Genomic DNA, 14,772 nt, shown 5'->3' with positions numbered 1-14,772 from the left:
GTGTTAGCGCCACCGCCCCGCGCGCTCAACCGAAACTCGAATTGCGGGTCACAGCCCGGATTTGTAAGGTCCTGCGAAATCCGAGCAGGGGGAAAAGGCGTGACAGCCGCGATGACGCCGATGATGGCGCAGTATCTCGAGATCAAGGGGAAGAACCCCGACGCGCTGCTGTTCTACCGGATGGGCGATTTCTACGAGATGTTCTTTGATGACGCGGTCCAGGCCGCGGCGGCGCTGGACATTGCGCTTACCAAGCGCGGCAAGCATCTGGGCGAAGACATCCCGATGTGCGGCGTGCCGGTCCATTCGGCCGAGGGCTACCTGCTGACCCTGATCCGCAAGGGGTTCCGCGTCGGCGTCTGCGAACAGCTTGAGGATCCGGCGGAGGCGAAGAAACGCGGTTCCAAATCCGTGGTCAAACGCGACGTGGTGCGCCTTGTCACCCCGGGCACGTTGACCGAGGAATCGCTGCTCGAGGCGCGCCGCCACAACTTCCTCGCCGCCTATGCAGAGGTCCGGGATGAGGGCGCGCTGGCATGGGTCGACATCTCCACCGGCGCTTTCCGCGTCATGCCCTGCGCCCGCAGCCGCCTGTCGCCGGAACTCGCCCGGATCACCCCGCGAGAGGTCGTGCTGTCCGAGACGAACGAAACGGAACTGGCCGGGTTAGTTTCTGATCTCGGCGGTGTCTCTACCCCGCTCTCCCGTGCCAGTTTCGACAGCACCAATGGCGAAAGGCGCCTGACAGAGCTGTTTCAGGTTGGCTCCCTCGACGCCTTCGGCAGCTTCACCCGCGCCGAGGTCGCCGCGATGGGCGCCATCGTCGATTACCTCGACATCACCCAGAAGGGCAAACTGCCGCTGCTGCGCGCCCCGGTGCGCGAGGCCGCCAGCCAGACCGTCCAGATCGACGCCGCCACGCGCCGCAACCTCGAACTCACGCATTCCCTGTCCGGCGGCCGCGACGGCTCGCTGCTGCATGCCATCGACCGCACCGTCACCGCCGGCGGCGCCCGCCTGCTGGAACGCCGTCTGTCCAGCCCGTCACGCCAGCTCGACACGATCCGCGCGCGGCTCGACGCCGTCACGCTTTTCACCGAGGACCGCCGCCTCGCCGACGGCCTGCGCGACGACCTCCGCAAGGTCCCCGACATCGACCGCGCCCTGTCCCGCCTCGCCCTCGACCGCGCCGGCCCCCGCGACCTCGCCGCGATCCGCAACGGGCTGGGTCAGGCGCTGGGCATCGCCGGAAAACTCTCGGGCCGCGACCTGCCCGATCTGATCGCCAGGGCCGCCACCGACCTGACCGGCCATGACGAACTGCTCGACGGCCTCGATCAGGCCCTTGTCGCCGAACCGCCGCTCCTTGTCCGCGACGGCGGCTTCATCGCCGAAGATTATGACGAGGAACTGGACGACACCCGCAAGCTCCGCGACGAGGGCCGCGGCGTCATCGCCGGAATGCAGGCGGAATTCGCACAGGCCACCGGCATCACGTCGCTGAAGATCCGGCACAACAACGTGCTGGGCTACTTCATCGAATGCACCGCGACCCACGCGGAAAAGATGCTGTCGCCGCCGCATTCCGACCGCTTCATCCATCGCCAGACCACCGCCAACGCCGTGCGCTTCACGACGGTGGAATTAAGCGAGATGGAGACGAAAATCCTCAACGCCGCCGGCCGCGCCGACGAGATCGAAAAGCGTCTCTACGAAGGGCTTCGTGCAAAAGTTCTGGACAACGCGGGCCCTCTCGGCGCCCTCGCCCGCGCGCTTGCGGAAATAGACCTCGCCACCGCCCTCGCCGATCTGGCGCAGGCCGAAAACTGGTGCCGCCCCACCGTCGACGACAGCCGCGGTTTCGAGATCGACAGCGGCCGCCACCCTGTCGTGGAACGCGCGCTCCGCGCGCAGGGCGGCGCACCGTTCATCGCCAACGACTGCGACCTGTCCGGCGGCGAGGATCACAGCGCCGTCTGGCTGCTGACCGGCCCCAACATGGCGGGCAAATCCACCTTCCTGCGCCAGAACGCCCTGATCGCGCTGCTGGCGCAGATGGGCAGCTTCGTCCCCGCCCGCGCCGCGCATATCGGCGTCGTCAGCCAGCTTTTCTCCCGCGTCGGCGCCTCCGACGACCTTGCCCGAGGCCGCTCAACCTTCATGGTCGAGATGGTCGAAACCGCCGCGATCCTGAACCAGGCCGACGACCGCGCGCTCGTCATCCTCGATGAAATCGGCCGCGGCACAGCCACCTATGACGGCCTTTCGATCGCCTGGGCCACGCTGGAACACCTGCACGACGTCAACCGCTGCCGCGCGCTGTTCGCCACCCATTACCACGAGCTGACCCAGCTCGCCGACCGCCTCTCCGGCGTCGAAAACGCCACGGTCGCGGTCAAGGAATACGAGGGCGACGTGATCTTCCTGCACGAGGTCCACAAGGGCGCCGCCGACCGCAGCTACGGCGTGCAGGTCGCCCGCCTCGCCGGTCTTCCGGCCTCCGTCGTCGACCGCGCCCGCGACGTCCTCTCGCAGCTGGAGGAAGGCGCCCGCTCCGGCAAATCCGGCGCCAAGCAGCTCCTCGACGACCTCCCCCTCTTCTCCGCCGCCCCGGCCGCACCGCCCCCGAAACCCGCCGGCCCCTCACCGCTCGACGAAAAACTCGCACAGGTTCACCCCGACGAACTGACCCCGAAAGAGGCGCTGAACCTCATCTATGAGCTGAAGGACCTCGCCAGAAAGCATTAAGGCCCGCCACCGGCGAGCCTCCCTTGCTTCTTCTGGCCGAAAATATCCCGTGGCGTGCCAATGGTCCGAATGCCCAATGGCGACGGGGCTGGCCCCCCGCCTCACCGCAGATCAGGACGCCGGAGTAGAACTCACCCCAACCTGCGCCGGCCGCAGCAGCCGGTCGTGGATCATGAACCCGACCTGGCTCACCTGTATGATCTCGCCCGCCTTGGTGCCCGGCACCGGCGCCTCGAACATTGCCTGGTGATGCTGCGGATCGAACTTGTCGCCGACTTCCGGCTTCACCACCTCGATCCCGTGCTTCGAGAACACGTTTAGAAGCTCCCGCATCGTCAGCTCGATACCTTCGATCAGCGCCGCCTTCGCCGCCCGCGTCTCCTCGTCCGCGGCTTCCAGGGCCCGAGCCAGGTTGTCGTAAACCGGAAGCATGTCACGGGCCAGCTTCGACCCGCCGTATTTCTCCGCCTCGCGCCGGTCTCGATCACCGCGTTTCCGTGCGTTCTCCGCATCGGCCAGCGCCCGCATGAAACGGTCGCGCATGTCGTCGCGTTCCGCCCGCAGCGCGTCCATTGCTTCGTCCGATGCCAGCGCCTCTTCGCTCGGCTCTTCCGCCGCCAGCTCTTCCAGCGTGCTCAGCTCTTCCGGCATCTCGTCGCGTTTCTGCTCTGCCATCCTTACCCTCTTAGCCTCGGTCGGAAATCAGCCGCCCGACCAGTTGCGCCGTATAATCCACGATCGGCACGATGCGCCCGTAGTTCAGCCGCGTCGGTCCGATCACACCAACGGCGCCGACGATCTTTCGGTCAGCGTTCATATATGGAGACACCACCAAAGAGGAACCCGAAAGTGAGAAAAGCTTGTTCTCGGAGCCAATAAAAATGCGGACTCCCTCGCCTTCCTCGGTCAGTTCCAGAAATTCGGCAATATCGCGTTTACGTTCCAGGTCGTCGAACAGGTTTCGGATGCGTTCCAGGTCCTCCGCCTCGCGTTCCGGACCCAGAAGATTCGCCCGCCCCCGCACGATCAGCCGCTCATAGCGCTCGCCTTCGTTCTCCCAGATCGCAAGCCCATCCTGCACCAGTTCGCGCGCAAGGTCGTTCAGCTCCTGCCGCCGCTTCGCAATCTCGGCGTCGAATCGCACCCGCAGGTCGGACAGTGTCCGCCCCTCGGCGATCGCGTTCAGGAAATTCGCCGCCTCGCGCAGAGAGGACGGCGTCTGCCCCACCGGCGGATGGAACACGCGGTTCTCCACGTGGCCATCGGCAAAGACCAGCACCGCCAGCGCCCGGTCCGGCGACAACGAAACGAACTCGATATGTTTGATAGGCGCTTCGTGTTTCGGCGCCAGGACAAGGCTCGCCCCTGCGGTCACGCCAGAAAGCGCCGACCCGACCTTGTCCAGAAGGTCGGCGACGTCGTTGTTGTTGGATATCATGGTCGCGTCGATCTTCTCGCGGTCCAGCGCATCCAGTTCGCCGACCTCCAGCAGACCGTCGACGAACATCCGCAATCCCTGCTGGGTCGGAACCCGCCCGGCGGACACATGCGGGCTGTCCAGCAGCCCGAGGTATTCCAGATCCTGCATGACGTTGCGAATCGTCGCGGCAGACACTTTCTCGGACAGGGTGCGCGTCAGCGTGCGCGATCCGACCGGCTCGCCGCTTTCCAGGTAGCCCTCGACGACCCGCCGGAACACCTCTCGGCTGCGGTCGTTCATTTCGGCCAGGAGTTTCGCTGTGTCCGTCATATCGGCCATATTCGCAAGCAACGCGTATTAAAGACCATGTCCCCCTGCCGTCAATCGGGGTTGCGCTGGGATGTAGGCCACAGGTAAGCATCGCCCACCCGGATAGGAAGGATCCCCCACAATGCGACCCTCTGGCCGTGCGCTCGATCAGATGCGCGAGATTTCCATCGAGACCGATGTGACCCGCCACGCCGAAGGCTCCTGCCTGATCAGGTGCGGCGACACGCATGTGCTGTGCACCGCCTCGCTCGAGGAACGCGTGCCGCCGTTTCTCAAGAATACCGGTTTGGGCTGGGTCACGGCCGAATACGGCATGCTGCCGCGCGCAACCAACACCCGGATGCGCCGCGAGGCCAAAAACGGCCAGTCCGGCCGTACGCAGGAAATTCAACGGCTTATCGGCCGCGCGCTGCGCGCCGGCGTCGACCGTGTCGCGATGGGCGAACGCCAGATCACCATCGACTGCGACGTGATTCAGGCCGATGGCGGCACCCGCTGTGCCTCGATCACCGGTGGCTGGGTTGCGCTGCGCCTCGCGGTGAACAAGCTGATGAAGGCGGGCGACATCATCTCCGACCCGCTGACCGACAATGTCGCCGCGGTGTCCTGCGGCATCTATGCCGGCCAGCCGGTGCTCGACCTCGATTACCCCGAAGACAGCGAGGCTGGCGTTGACGGCAATTTCGTCCTCACCGGTGCCGGTCGCCTGATCGAGGTGCAGATGTCTGCCGAGGGCGCGACATTCACCGTCGGAGAAATGGGCGAATTGCTGGCGCTTGCCGAAAACGGCGTCTCGGCTCTGGTCGGAGCCCAGAACGCGGCGGTGGCCTGATGCGGCGTTTCGACGGCGACAAGCTGATCATCGCCTCGCATAACGCGGGCAAGATCCGCGAAATCGGGGCGTTGCTTGAACCGTTTGGAATCGAAGTGACCTCTTCCGCCGACTACGGCCTGACCGAACCCGACGAGACAGAGGAAACTTTTGTCGGCAATGCCCGGATCAAGGCGCATTACACCGCCAGGGAAACCGGCCTGCCCGCCCTCTCCGACGACAGCGGCATCGAGGTTGACGCGCTGGGCGGCAAGCCCGGCGTCCACACCGCCGACTGGGCTGAAACCGGCAATGGCCGCGATTTCCCGATCGCGATGACCAAGGTCTGGGAACTGCTCGAGGAAAAGGACGCCCCCGCGCCGCGCACCGCCCGCTTCTGCGCCACGCTGTGCCTCGCCTGGCCCGACGGGCATGACGAGATCTTCGAAGGCAAGGTCGACGGCCAGGTCGTCTGGCCGATGCGCGGAACGAACGGGTTTGGTTTCGATCCCGTCTTCCTGCCGGATGGCGAGACAGAGACCTTCGGCGAAATGGACCCGGCAAAGAAAGCGCCGATGTCCCACCGCGCCGTCGCCTTCCGCAAGCTCGTCGCGGGCTGCTTTGCCTGACAACTGGCAGGTCGGAGGCTTCGGCCTCTACATCCACTGGCCCTTCTGCCAGTCGAAATGCCCCTACTGCGATTTCAATTCGCACGTCTCGGATTCCGTCGACCAGCAGCGATGGGAAACCGCCTATCTTTCCGAGATCCGCCGTTACGCCGCCGAAACCGAAGGCCGCATCCTGTCCACCGTCTTCTTCGGCGGCGGCACTCCCAGCCTGATGCTGCCTGAACTTGTTTCCGCTTTGTTAGAGACTGTTTCTGACAGCTGGACAATCGCCAACGATTTCGAGGTCACGCTCGAAGCGAACCCCGGCTCCGTCGAGGCCGGCCGCTTTCGCGGCTACCGCGAGGCCGGCGTCAACCGCGTCTCGATGGGTCTCCAGTCGCTGAACGACGCCGACCTGAAGGCGCTCGGCCGCCTGCATTCCGTGGCAGAGGCGCGCGCCGCTTTCGGCATCGCCCGCGACACCTTCGACCGTGTCAGTTTCGACCTGATCTATGCCCGCCAGAACCAGACCCTGGACACCTGGCGTGCCGAACTGACCGAAGCCCTGTCGATGGCCGTGGATCACCTGTCGCTCTACCAGCTCACCATCGAGGACGGCACAGTCTTCGGTGCCCGTCACGCGCGCGGCCTGCTGCGCGGTCTGCCAGACGACGACTCCGCCGCCGACATGTACTTCGCCACGCAGGAGATCGCCGAGGCGCACGGCCTGCCCGCCTATGAAACCTCCAACCACGCCCGCCCCGGCGCCGAATCCCGGCACAACCTGATCTACTGGCGCGGCGGCGACTGGATCGGCATCGGCCCCGGCGCGCATGGACGGCTGAGCTTCGACGGCGCCCGCTATGGCACCGACACCGAGCTTGGCCCAGAGGCATGGCTGCGGCAGGTCGAACAGACCGGCAGCGGTGAACGCACGCGCGTTCCCGTCCCGCCGCAGGAGCAGGCCGTCGAATACGCGCTGATGGGTTTACGCCTCGCCGAAGGCATCGACCTGCCCCGCCTGCACGGCTACGACCCCGCTGCGCTGGACGAAGACGGCCTCACCCGCCTGCAGGACCTGGATCTTCTGGAGATCGACGGCGACACCCTGCGCGTCACCCGCGCCGGCCGCCCGCTTCTGAACGCGATCCTCCGCGATCTTCTCGCGGGTTAACATCGCGCTCACACTTTAGTTTATAATTTTCAAAGACTTACAAGGTGTCCGCACGCGGACACCCGGAAATCACCCTCTCGACAGGATCCGGCAGATCTCGTCCAGCTCATCCAGCGACTTGTACGCGATGGTCACCACGCCGCTCTCCCCGCCAGCCTTGTGATCGATCCGGGTCGTCATCCCGATGGCCGCCGAAAGATCCCCCTCCAGCGCCTTCGTATCGGCATCCTTCTCGCCCGCATCGCCCCCGGCCCGGGGCTTCCTCTCCGCTGCCGCGGGCTTCTTCACCAGCTTCTCGGTCTCCCGAACCGACAGCCCCTTGGCCACCACCCGCTTCGCCAGCCCCAGCGGATCCTCCGAGGTGATCAGCGCCCGCGCATGCCCCGCGCTCAGCTGCCCCTCTTCCATCATCTCCCGCACCTCGCGCGGCAGGGTCAGCAGCCGCATCGAGTTGGCGATATGGCTCCGGCTTTTGCCCAGCGCCTCGGCGATCTTCTCCTGCGTATGCCCGAAGCGATCCATCAGCGCGCGGTACCCCGCCGCCTCCTCCACCGGGTTCAGGTCGGCCCGCTGGATGTTCTCGATGATCGCCACCTCCAGCACCTCGGTGTCGTCATAGTCGCGCACGATCGCCGGCACTTCGTGCAGCCGTGCAAGCTGCGCCGCCCGCCACCGCCGCTCCCCCGCAACGATCTCGTAGGAGGCATCGCCAACCGGACGCAGGATCAGCGGCTGGATGATCCCCTTTTCCTCGATCGACTTCGCCAGCTCGGTCAGCTGATCCTCGGTGAACCGCCGCCTCGGCTGGTCCGGATTGGGCCGGATCTGCTCCACCGGGATCGACCGCTCAGGCGCAGCCGTGCGCACCGGCCCCGCACCGGCGGGCGGTGACGGCGGCACATCCGCCATCAAAGCCGACAGACCGCGCCCCAGCCCACGCCGTTCCGCTTTCTTCTCCGCCATGGTTCCGCCCTTTATTTCGTAGTTACCTGGTGCCTTGATACCAGTTCTTGTGCCAGCGCGCGATAGGCGAAGCTGCCTTTGGACAGCGGATCGTAGTCCAGAACCGGGATGGCAAAAGACGGCGCCTCGCTGACCCGGACGTTGCGCGGGACGATGGTCTTGAACACCAGGTCGCCCAGGTTGTCGCGCGCGTCGGCCTCGACCTGCTGCGACAGGTTGTTCCGACCGTCATACATGGTCAGCACCACGCCCTCGATCCGCAGATTCGGGTTCGCCGAGGCACGCACGTCCCGGATCGTCAGCATCAGCTGCGACAGGCCTTCCAGCGCGAAGAATTCGGACTGCAGCGGCACCAGCACGGAATCCGCCGCGACCATGGCGTTGACCGTCAGCAGCGACAGCGCCGGCGGACAGTCGATGAGGATGTAGTCGAGGTCGAACTTGTCGATGGACGGCTGGCGCAGCGCGTCGTGCAGCAGAAAGCTGCGTTTTTCGTTCGACACCATTTCGATGTCTGCAGAGCTGAGGTCGGTCGTCGCCGGCGTGATCCAGAGCCCGTCGATTCCGGTCGGACGCACAACCTCTCGTATGTCGGCGTCTTCCAGCAACAAGTCATAGGTGGTCAGGGAGCGGTCTTCGGCATCGATCCCAAGGCCGGTCGAGGCGTTGCCCTGCGGATCTAGATCCACCAACAGGACGTTGAATCCCTCTTCCACCAGCGCCGCGCCAAGGTTGATCGCGGTCGTGGTCTTGCCCACGCCGCCCTTCTGGTTGGCGATGGCGATGATTCGAGGGGTGTTTTGACGAAGAGCGTCAAGCACGCGAGATGCCTCCGATAACGAGAATCGCGGCCCCGTGCTGTGTGGGGCTTGGGATGTTTTCGACCGAGAACCGGTACGTTTCAAGCGCTGTTTCGACCTCCTGCCGCCAACTTTCGCCTTTCAGGAAGATCGCGGTTCCTGTGGGGTCCAGATGCTGCTCGGCATGGGCCAGAAGCTGGGTCAGCGGAGCCAGCGCGCGGGCCGAAAGGTATTGCGCATTCTGCGGCGGCGCCTGCTCGATCCGGCGCGACAGCACGTTGATCGGCACTCCGGTTTCAACCGACAGTGTTCGCAGGAACGACGCCTTGCGGATATCTGCTTCGATACAGGTCACGCTCAGATCCGGCGCAACTTCCGCAGCCATGATCGCCACCACAGCCCCGGGGAAACCGCCGCCGGAACCGAGGTCCACCCAGCGGCCGCTTGGGGTGGGCACGGCAGAGAAGGCCGCAGCGGAATCGAGGAAATGGCGGTTCCAGAGGTCATCCAGTGTGGAATTGGCCACCAGGTTGATGGCCTTGTTCCACTTGCGGATCAGGGAATCGTAGGTTTCGAGCCGCTCGAGTGTTTCACGTGAAACATTTACCTGCGCCGCGAACGCCTCTGCGCCAGCACTCATGCGGATTTCTTGCGGCTTGCCTGCCGGATCTTGGCAAGGATCAGCGTCAGCCCCGCTGGCGTCATCCCCTCGACACGCCCCGCCTGCCCAAGCGTTTCCGGGCGGCTCGCCTTAAGCTTGGCTTTCAGCTCGTTCGACAGCCCCTGCAGGTCGTCATAGCTGAACGCCACCGGAATAACGGTTTCCTCATCACGCTTCATCGCCTGAACGTCCTGCGCCTGCCGCTGGATGTAGTTCGCGTAAAGCGCGTCCCGCGAAAGCTGCGCCCGGATCTCCGGCTCGATGTCATTCAGCGCCGGATCAATCTCCGCCAGATTCACGAAGGTGATGTCCGGGAACGAAAGAAGCGCCAGCCCCGACCGCCGCCGCCCGTCCTGGCTGACCGGCAGACCATGCGTACCAGCCTCCCGCGGCGACAGACTGAACCCATCCAGTTGTGCCCGTCCCCGCTCCAACGCCTCCATCTTGTGGTCAAATGCCGCACGCCGAGTATCGGACACACAGCCAAGTTCCATCGCTAAGGGCGTCAAACGCTGGTCCGCATTATCCGCACGCAGCGACAGCCGGAACTCGGCCCGCGACGTGAACATGCGATAAGGCTCCGACACCCCGCGCGTCACCAGATCGTCGATCATCACACCGATGTAAGACCGGTCACGGGTGAACTGCACCGCATCCTCGCCCCGCACCAGCCGCGCCGCATTGATCCCGGCAACCAGCCCCTGCGCCGCCGCTTCCTCGTACCCGGTCGTCCCGTTGATCTGCCCGGCCAGGAACAGCCCGGCCACATCATGCAGTTCAAGCGAGGACTTCAAAGCACGCGGATCGACGTAATCATATTCAATCGCATATCCCGGCTGCAGGATCTTCGCCTGCTCCAGCCCCGCAATCGAATGTACGTAATCCTCCTGCACATCCGCCGGCAGCGACGTGGAGATCCCGTTCGGATACACCGTGTGATCGTCCAGCCCCTCCGGCTCCAGGAAGATCTGGTGCGACGTCTTGTCGGCGAACCGCACCACCTTGTCCTCGATAGACGGGCAATAGCGCGGGCCAACGCCTTCGATATGCCCTCCATACATCGCGGACCGCGTCAGGTTCTCCCGAATGACCTCATGCGTCTTCTCATTCGTATGGGTGATCCCGCAGGACACCTGCCGCACCTGCGGCCCCTTGGAAAGAAACGAGAAAACAACCGGATCCTCGTCCCCCGGCTGCATTTCCAGCGCATCCCAGTCAATCGTGCGCCCGTCCAGACGCGGTGGCGTGCCGGTCTTCAGACGCCCAAGCGGCAGGCCGAAGCTGTCGATCCGTTCCGCCAGCGCGACGGACGGCTTGTCGCCCATACGCCCGCCCGGCCGCGACACGTCCCCGATATGGATCACGCCGCGCAGGAAGGTCCCCGTGGTCAGGATCACCGCCCCGGCACGGATCTCCGACTCGTCCGCCAGCACGACACCGCAGACACGGCCGCCGTCCACCAGGAAATCCATCGCCTCGGAATACACCGCCGTCAGGTTCGGCGTCGCATCGACCTCGCGCTGAATCGCTTCGCGATACAGCTTCCGGTCCGCCTGCGCCCGCGGCCCCTGCACCGCCGGCCCCTTGCGCCGGTTCAGCAGACGGAACTGGATCCCCGCCGCATCGGCGGCACGGCCCATCACCCCGTCCATCGCGTCGATCTCGCGCACGAGATGCCCCTTGCCCAGCCCGCCAATCGCCGGGTTGCAGGACATCACGCCGATCCCTTCGCGGGTCAGCGAGATCAGGACGGTACGCACGCCCATACGGGCCGCGGCAATGGCAGCCTCGACACCGGCATGACCGCCGCCGATCACGGCGACATCGACATCAGAATGTTTCACGTGAAACACTCCTCACTTTCCCAGACAGAAACTCGCGAAAATCTCGTCGAGTATATGTTCAACATCCACGCGTCCGACAAGGGCGTCGAGCGCAGCAATTCCCCGGCGCAGCTGATCCGCCGCCAGTTCCGGCAATTCCAGGCCGGCCTCCAACTGGCGCATCGCCGCCTCGATGAAACCAACCGCCTCGACGATGGCAACACGGTGACGTTCCCGCGAGGCGATCCCCGCAGAGGAGACCCGCTTCTCCAGCACTCCGGCGATTCGGTCAACTAGGTCGTCGACGCCCTGCCCGGTTTTCCCCGAGATTTCGCCAATCCCAAGATCAGCCTTTCCGGTGACGACGATATCCTCGGCGCCGACCTCAAGCTGCGGCGTGTCGTCAGGACCGGCCAGCAGGAACACCCGCAGGTCCGCCTGCTCCGCCCGTTCCCGAGCGCGGCGGATACCCAGACCTTCGACAACATCCTGAGTTTCGCGAAGGCCGGCGGTATCCAGCACCGTCACCGGAATTCCCCGCAGGTCCATACGAACCTCGATCACGTCGCGCGTCGTCCCGGCGATCTCGGAAGTAATCGCAGCATCGCGCCCGGCGAGCCGATTAAGCAGCGTCGACTTACCAGCATTAGTAGGTCCGACGATAGCAACCTCAAAACCTTCCCTCAGACGCTCCGCCACACGCGTCCCTTCCGCCTCTGCCCGCAGCTCATTCAGAACCCCGGACAGCAGCGACGCCACCTCTGGCGTCACATCCTCGGGCACCTCTTCATCCGCAAAGTCGATGGTCGCCTCGATCAGCGCGGCAGCACGGATCAGCCGGACACGCCAGCTCTCGACCTTCTCGCCTAGCGCACCGGAAAAAACGCGCACCGCCTGGATGCGCTGCGCTTCCGTCTCGGCTTCGATCAGATCCGCAAGCCCCTCGACCTCGGCCACGTCCATCCGCTCGTTCTCAAGCGCACGGCGCGTGAACTCGCCGGGCTCCGCCATGCGCAACCCATCCATGTCGCCAAGCAGCCGCAGGACAGCCCCGACAATCGCCGGGCTGCCGTGCAGCTGAAACTCTGCCGATTTCTCTCCGGTGAAACTGTGACCCTCGCCAAAGACCAGTACCAGGGCCTGGTCGATCAGCGCACCCTCGCCATCCCGGATCTCCCGGACAGAGGCGCGCCGGTCCACCGGCAGATCGCCGCACAGAATCTGCACCGCCTCATGCGCCAGCGGACCCGAGACCCGTATAACGGCAACGCCCGCTTTTCCGCGGGCGCTGGCAAGGGCAAAAATGGTGTCCATAGGATCAACTCATTGTTTTTAAACAATAAGTTACGTGTTCATCGACTCGAAGAACTCGCCATTGGTCTTGGTTTGCTTCAGTTTGGACAGCAGGAACTCGATGGCATCCGTTGTGCCCATCGGGTTCAGGATCCGGCGCAGGACAAAGGTCTTCTGCAGGTCCTTGGCATCGACCAGCAGGTCCTCTTTCCGGGTGCCGGACTTGAGGATGTCCATCGCGGGGTAGACGCGCTTGTCGGCGACCTTGCGGTCGAGCACGATCTCGCTGTTACCCGTACCTTTGAATTCCTCGAAGATGACTTCGTCCATCCGGCTGCCGGTATCGATCAGCGCGGTGGCGATGATGGTCAGCGACCCGCCTTCCTCGATGTTCCGCGCGGCGCCAAAGAACCGCTTCGGACGCTGCAGCGCGTTGGCGTCAACACCGCCGGTCAGCACCTTGCCCGAGGACGGAACCACGGTGTTGAAGGCGCGGCCAAGGCGGGTGATCGAATCCAGCAGGATGACGACGTCGCGCTTGTGCTCGACCAGCCGCTTGGCCTTTTCGATCACCATGTCCGACACGGCGACGTGGCGGGTGGCGGGTTCGTCGAAGGTAGAGGAGATAACCTCCCCCTTCACCGACCGCTGCATGTCCGTCACCTCTTCGGGACGTTCGTCGATCAGCAGGACGATCAGGTAGCACTCGGGGTGGTTCGCCTCGATCGAGTGGGCGATGTTCTGCAGCAGGACGGTTTTACCCGTCCGCGGCGGTGCCACGATCAGCGACCGCTGGCCTTTCCCGATGGGGGCGACCAGATCGATGATGCGGGCCGACTTGTCCTTGATGGTGGGATCTTCGATCTCCATCTTCAGGCGTTCGTCGGGATACAACGGCGTCAGGTTGTCAAAGGCAACCTTGTGGCGCGCGCGCTCGGGTTCTTCGAAGTTGATCGACTCGGCCTTGGTCAGCGCGAAATACCGTTCCGTCTCGGACGGCGCGCGGATCACGCCGGAAACGGTATCGCCGGTGCGCAGCGAATACTGCCGGATCATGTCGGGCGACACGTAGATGTCGTCGGGACCGGGCAGATAGTTCGCTTCGGGCGAGCGCAGGAAGCCGAAGCCATCCTGCAGAACCTCAAGCACGCCATCGCCGCCGATCTCCCAACCGTCTTCCGCCTGCTCGCGCAGGATCTGGAACATCATGTCGCCCTTCCGCATGGTCGAGGCGTTCTCGATCTCCAGTTCCTCCGCCATAGACAGAAGATCCTTGGGGCTCTTCGCCTTCAGGTCGGACAGGTTAAGACGTTCTAAGTTCATTTGGGATATATCCGAATAGGCGACCCAAGCCGGGCCGCTCGATGGTGTCTCGAATGGGAAACCTCTACGGCCGGACGGCCGCGGTGGCGCTCACATAAGCATGAGCGCGCATTAAGTCAATTGCTTCTCAGAACGGTCGTGCAATCACAGAGATAACAATGACAATCATCAGCAGAGTCGGAACTTCGTTCATCATCCGATAGGTCCGGCCGGTGCGGCTGTTGGTGCCGCCAACAAAGTCCTTTCGCCGCAAGCCCAGCCAGTGGTGAAACCACGTCATCGCGATCACGGCCGCGGCTTTCGTCCACGGCCAGACCGCAGACCAGTCTATGATCCCCGGTGTAAAGACCAGCATCAGCCCGAAGATCCACGTCCCGATCATCGCCGGGTTCATGATCGCTTTCAGCAGTCGCCGCTCCATCACCTGGAACATCTCGTCGGTCTTGGAACCCGTCTCGACCTGTTCCACGTGATAGACGAACAGCCTCGGCAGATAGAAGATCCCGGCCATCCAGGCGATGACCGATATCACATGCAGGCTCTTGGCCCAGGGATAGGCTTCAAGCAGGAAATCCCGGATCATGGCAGCGCTCCCGTCCCGTCCGGCCCTCTTAAAAAAGAATTATATTAGAAAGAAAAGATGATGGTTCTGTAGACCCTGTGGATACTGTGGATTGGCATTTCGTCCAGCGAGTTATCCAGCGGGGAAAAGAATGCGCAGATGACCGCGCATAATCATTTTGATATACAAGTTTTCATATCAAAAACAAATATTTAACGGAAAAATCGCCTGTTGACGGCCTGTGGAAAACTGGTGG

13 protein-coding genes are annotated in these 14,772 nt (G+C 64.0%); 4 read left to right on the top strand and 9 right to left on the bottom strand.

Annotated elements, in window-relative coordinates:
• Positions 1–120: 120 nt before the first annotated feature.
• Positions 121–2,748 (top strand): DNA mismatch repair protein MutS, encoded by a 2,628-nt coding sequence (gene mutS, locus HCO70_RS15745; RefSeq protein ID WP_172298265.1) that lies wholly within the window; start codon positions 121–123, stop codon positions 2,746–2,748.
• A gap of 111 nt (positions 2,749–2,859) precedes the next feature.
• Here the strand turns inward: mutS and HCO70_RS15740 are convergent, their stop codons facing one another.
• The gene (locus HCO70_RS15740) at positions 2,860–3,423 is read right to left on the bottom strand and encodes a nucleotide exchange factor GrpE (protein ID WP_172297864.1); all 564 of its coding nucleotides are present in this window, start codon (positions 3,421–3,423) and stop codon (positions 2,860–2,862) included.
• A gap of 10 nt (positions 3,424–3,433) precedes the next feature.
• Complete coding sequence (hrcA, locus tag HCO70_RS15735; RefSeq protein WP_172297862.1) at positions 3,434–4,498, bottom strand: heat-inducible transcriptional repressor HrcA; 1,065 nt, start codon at positions 4,496–4,498, stop codon at positions 3,434–3,436.
• Positions 4,499–4,619: 121 nt separating this feature from the next.
• On the opposite strand from hrcA, the gene rph reads away from it, so the two are divergent.
• Genes rph through hemW form a run of 3 tightly spaced genes read left to right on the top strand, consistent with a single transcriptional unit; the run spans position 4,620 to position 7,091 of the window.
• Positions 4,620–5,330, top strand: coding sequence for a ribonuclease PH (rph, locus tag HCO70_RS15730; protein ID WP_172297860.1), 711 nt, complete (start codon positions 4,620–4,622; stop codon positions 5,328–5,330).
• A complete protein-coding gene (locus tag HCO70_RS15725) occupies positions 5,330–5,938 on the top strand; it encodes a non-canonical purine NTP pyrophosphatase (protein ID WP_172297858.1) in 609 nt (202 codons plus the stop codon). Before rph ends, HCO70_RS15725 begins: the two co-directional genes overlap by 1 nt.
• Positions 5,931–7,091 (top strand): radical SAM family heme chaperone HemW, encoded by a 1,161-nt coding sequence (hemW, locus tag HCO70_RS15720; protein WP_253913328.1) that lies wholly within the window; start codon positions 5,931–5,933, stop codon positions 7,089–7,091. The genes HCO70_RS15725 and hemW overlap by 8 nt, the downstream gene beginning before the upstream one ends.
• A gap of 69 nt (positions 7,092–7,160) precedes the next feature.
• Here hemW and HCO70_RS15715 read toward each other — a convergent pair whose 3' ends face one another.
• The 7 genes from HCO70_RS15715 to hemJ all read right to left on the bottom strand — a co-directional run bounded on the left by HCO70_RS15715 (position 7,161) and on the right by hemJ (position 14,537).
• Positions 7,161–8,054: a ParB/RepB/Spo0J family partition protein gene (locus HCO70_RS15715; RefSeq protein WP_172297854.1), complete on the bottom strand. Its 894-nt coding sequence runs from the start codon at positions 8,052–8,054 to the stop codon at positions 7,161–7,163.
• Between the two features lie 11 nt (positions 8,055–8,065).
• A complete protein-coding gene (locus HCO70_RS15710) occupies positions 8,066–8,875 on the bottom strand; it encodes an AAA family ATPase (RefSeq protein ID WP_172297852.1) in 810 nt (269 codons plus the stop codon).
• Entirely contained in the window at positions 8,868–9,494 is a 627-nt protein-coding gene (gene rsmG / locus HCO70_RS15705; protein WP_172297850.1) for a 16S rRNA (guanine(527)-N(7))-methyltransferase RsmG, read from the bottom strand. Before rsmG ends, HCO70_RS15710 begins: the two co-directional genes overlap by 8 nt.
• The gene (gene mnmG, locus HCO70_RS15700) at positions 9,491–11,368 is read right to left on the bottom strand and encodes a tRNA uridine-5-carboxymethylaminomethyl(34) synthesis enzyme MnmG (RefSeq protein WP_172297848.1); all 1,878 of its coding nucleotides are present in this window, start codon (positions 11,366–11,368) and stop codon (positions 9,491–9,493) included. Before mnmG ends, rsmG begins: the two co-directional genes overlap by 4 nt.
• A gap of 3 nt (positions 11,369–11,371) precedes the next feature.
• A complete protein-coding gene (gene mnmE, locus HCO70_RS15695; RefSeq protein ID WP_172297846.1) occupies positions 11,372–12,652 on the bottom strand; it encodes a tRNA uridine-5-carboxymethylaminomethyl(34) synthesis GTPase MnmE in 1,281 nt (426 codons plus the stop codon).
• A gap of 30 nt (positions 12,653–12,682) precedes the next feature.
• The gene (gene rho, locus HCO70_RS15690) at positions 12,683–13,954 is read right to left on the bottom strand and encodes a transcription termination factor Rho (RefSeq protein WP_172297844.1); all 1,272 of its coding nucleotides are present in this window, start codon (positions 13,952–13,954) and stop codon (positions 12,683–12,685) included.
• A gap of 127 nt (positions 13,955–14,081) precedes the next feature.
• On the bottom strand, positions 14,082–14,537 hold the full coding sequence (gene hemJ, locus HCO70_RS15685) for a protoporphyrinogen oxidase HemJ (protein ID WP_172297842.1): 456 nt from the start codon (positions 14,535–14,537) through the stop codon (positions 14,082–14,084).
• Positions 14,538–14,772: the final 235 nt, after the last annotated feature.

Source organism: Pseudoruegeria sp. HB172150 (assembly GCF_013184805.1).
In the GTDB taxonomy this organism is placed as follows: Bacteria; Pseudomonadota; Alphaproteobacteria; order Rhodobacterales; family Rhodobacteraceae; genus Psychromarinibacter.
The sequence above is the reverse complement of the archived record's forward strand: the minus strand, read 5'-3'. Positions and strand labels throughout refer to the sequence as shown.

What these genes read in the sequence shown, in the direction of transcription:
- HCO70_RS15715 (WP_172297854.1), bottom strand. Translation starts at nt 8,054, where the DNA reads ATGGCGGAGAAGAAAGCGGAACGGCGTGGGCTGGGGCGCGGTCTGTCG.
- HCO70_RS15740 (WP_172297864.1), bottom strand. Translation starts at nt 3,423, where the DNA reads ATGGCAGAGCAGAAACGCGACGAGATGCCGGAAGAGCTGAGCACGCTG.
- mutS (WP_172298265.1), top strand. Translation starts at nt 121, where the DNA reads ATGATGGCGCAGTATCTCGAGATCAAGGGGAAGAACCCCGACGCGCTG.
- rho (WP_172297844.1), bottom strand. Translation starts at nt 13,954, where the DNA reads ATGAACTTAGAACGTCTTAACCTGTCCGACCTGAAGGCGAAGAGCCCC.
- hrcA (WP_172297862.1), bottom strand. Translation starts at nt 4,498, where the DNA reads ATGACGGACACAGCGAAACTCCTGGCCGAAATGAACGACCGCAGCCGA.
- HCO70_RS15725 (WP_172297858.1), top strand. Translation starts at nt 5,330, where the DNA reads ATGCGGCGTTTCGACGGCGACAAGCTGATCATCGCCTCGCATAACGCG.
- mnmE (WP_172297846.1), bottom strand. Translation starts at nt 12,652, where the DNA reads ATGGACACCATTTTTGCCCTTGCCAGCGCCCGCGGAAAAGCGGGCGTT.
- hemJ (WP_172297842.1), bottom strand. Translation starts at nt 14,537, where the DNA reads ATGATCCGGGATTTCCTGCTTGAAGCCTATCCCTGGGCCAAGAGCCTG.
- rph (WP_172297860.1), top strand. Translation starts at nt 4,620, where the DNA reads ATGCGACCCTCTGGCCGTGCGCTCGATCAGATGCGCGAGATTTCCATC.
- rsmG (WP_172297850.1), bottom strand. Translation starts at nt 9,494, where the DNA reads ATGAGTGCTGGCGCAGAGGCGTTCGCGGCGCAGGTAAATGTTTCACGT.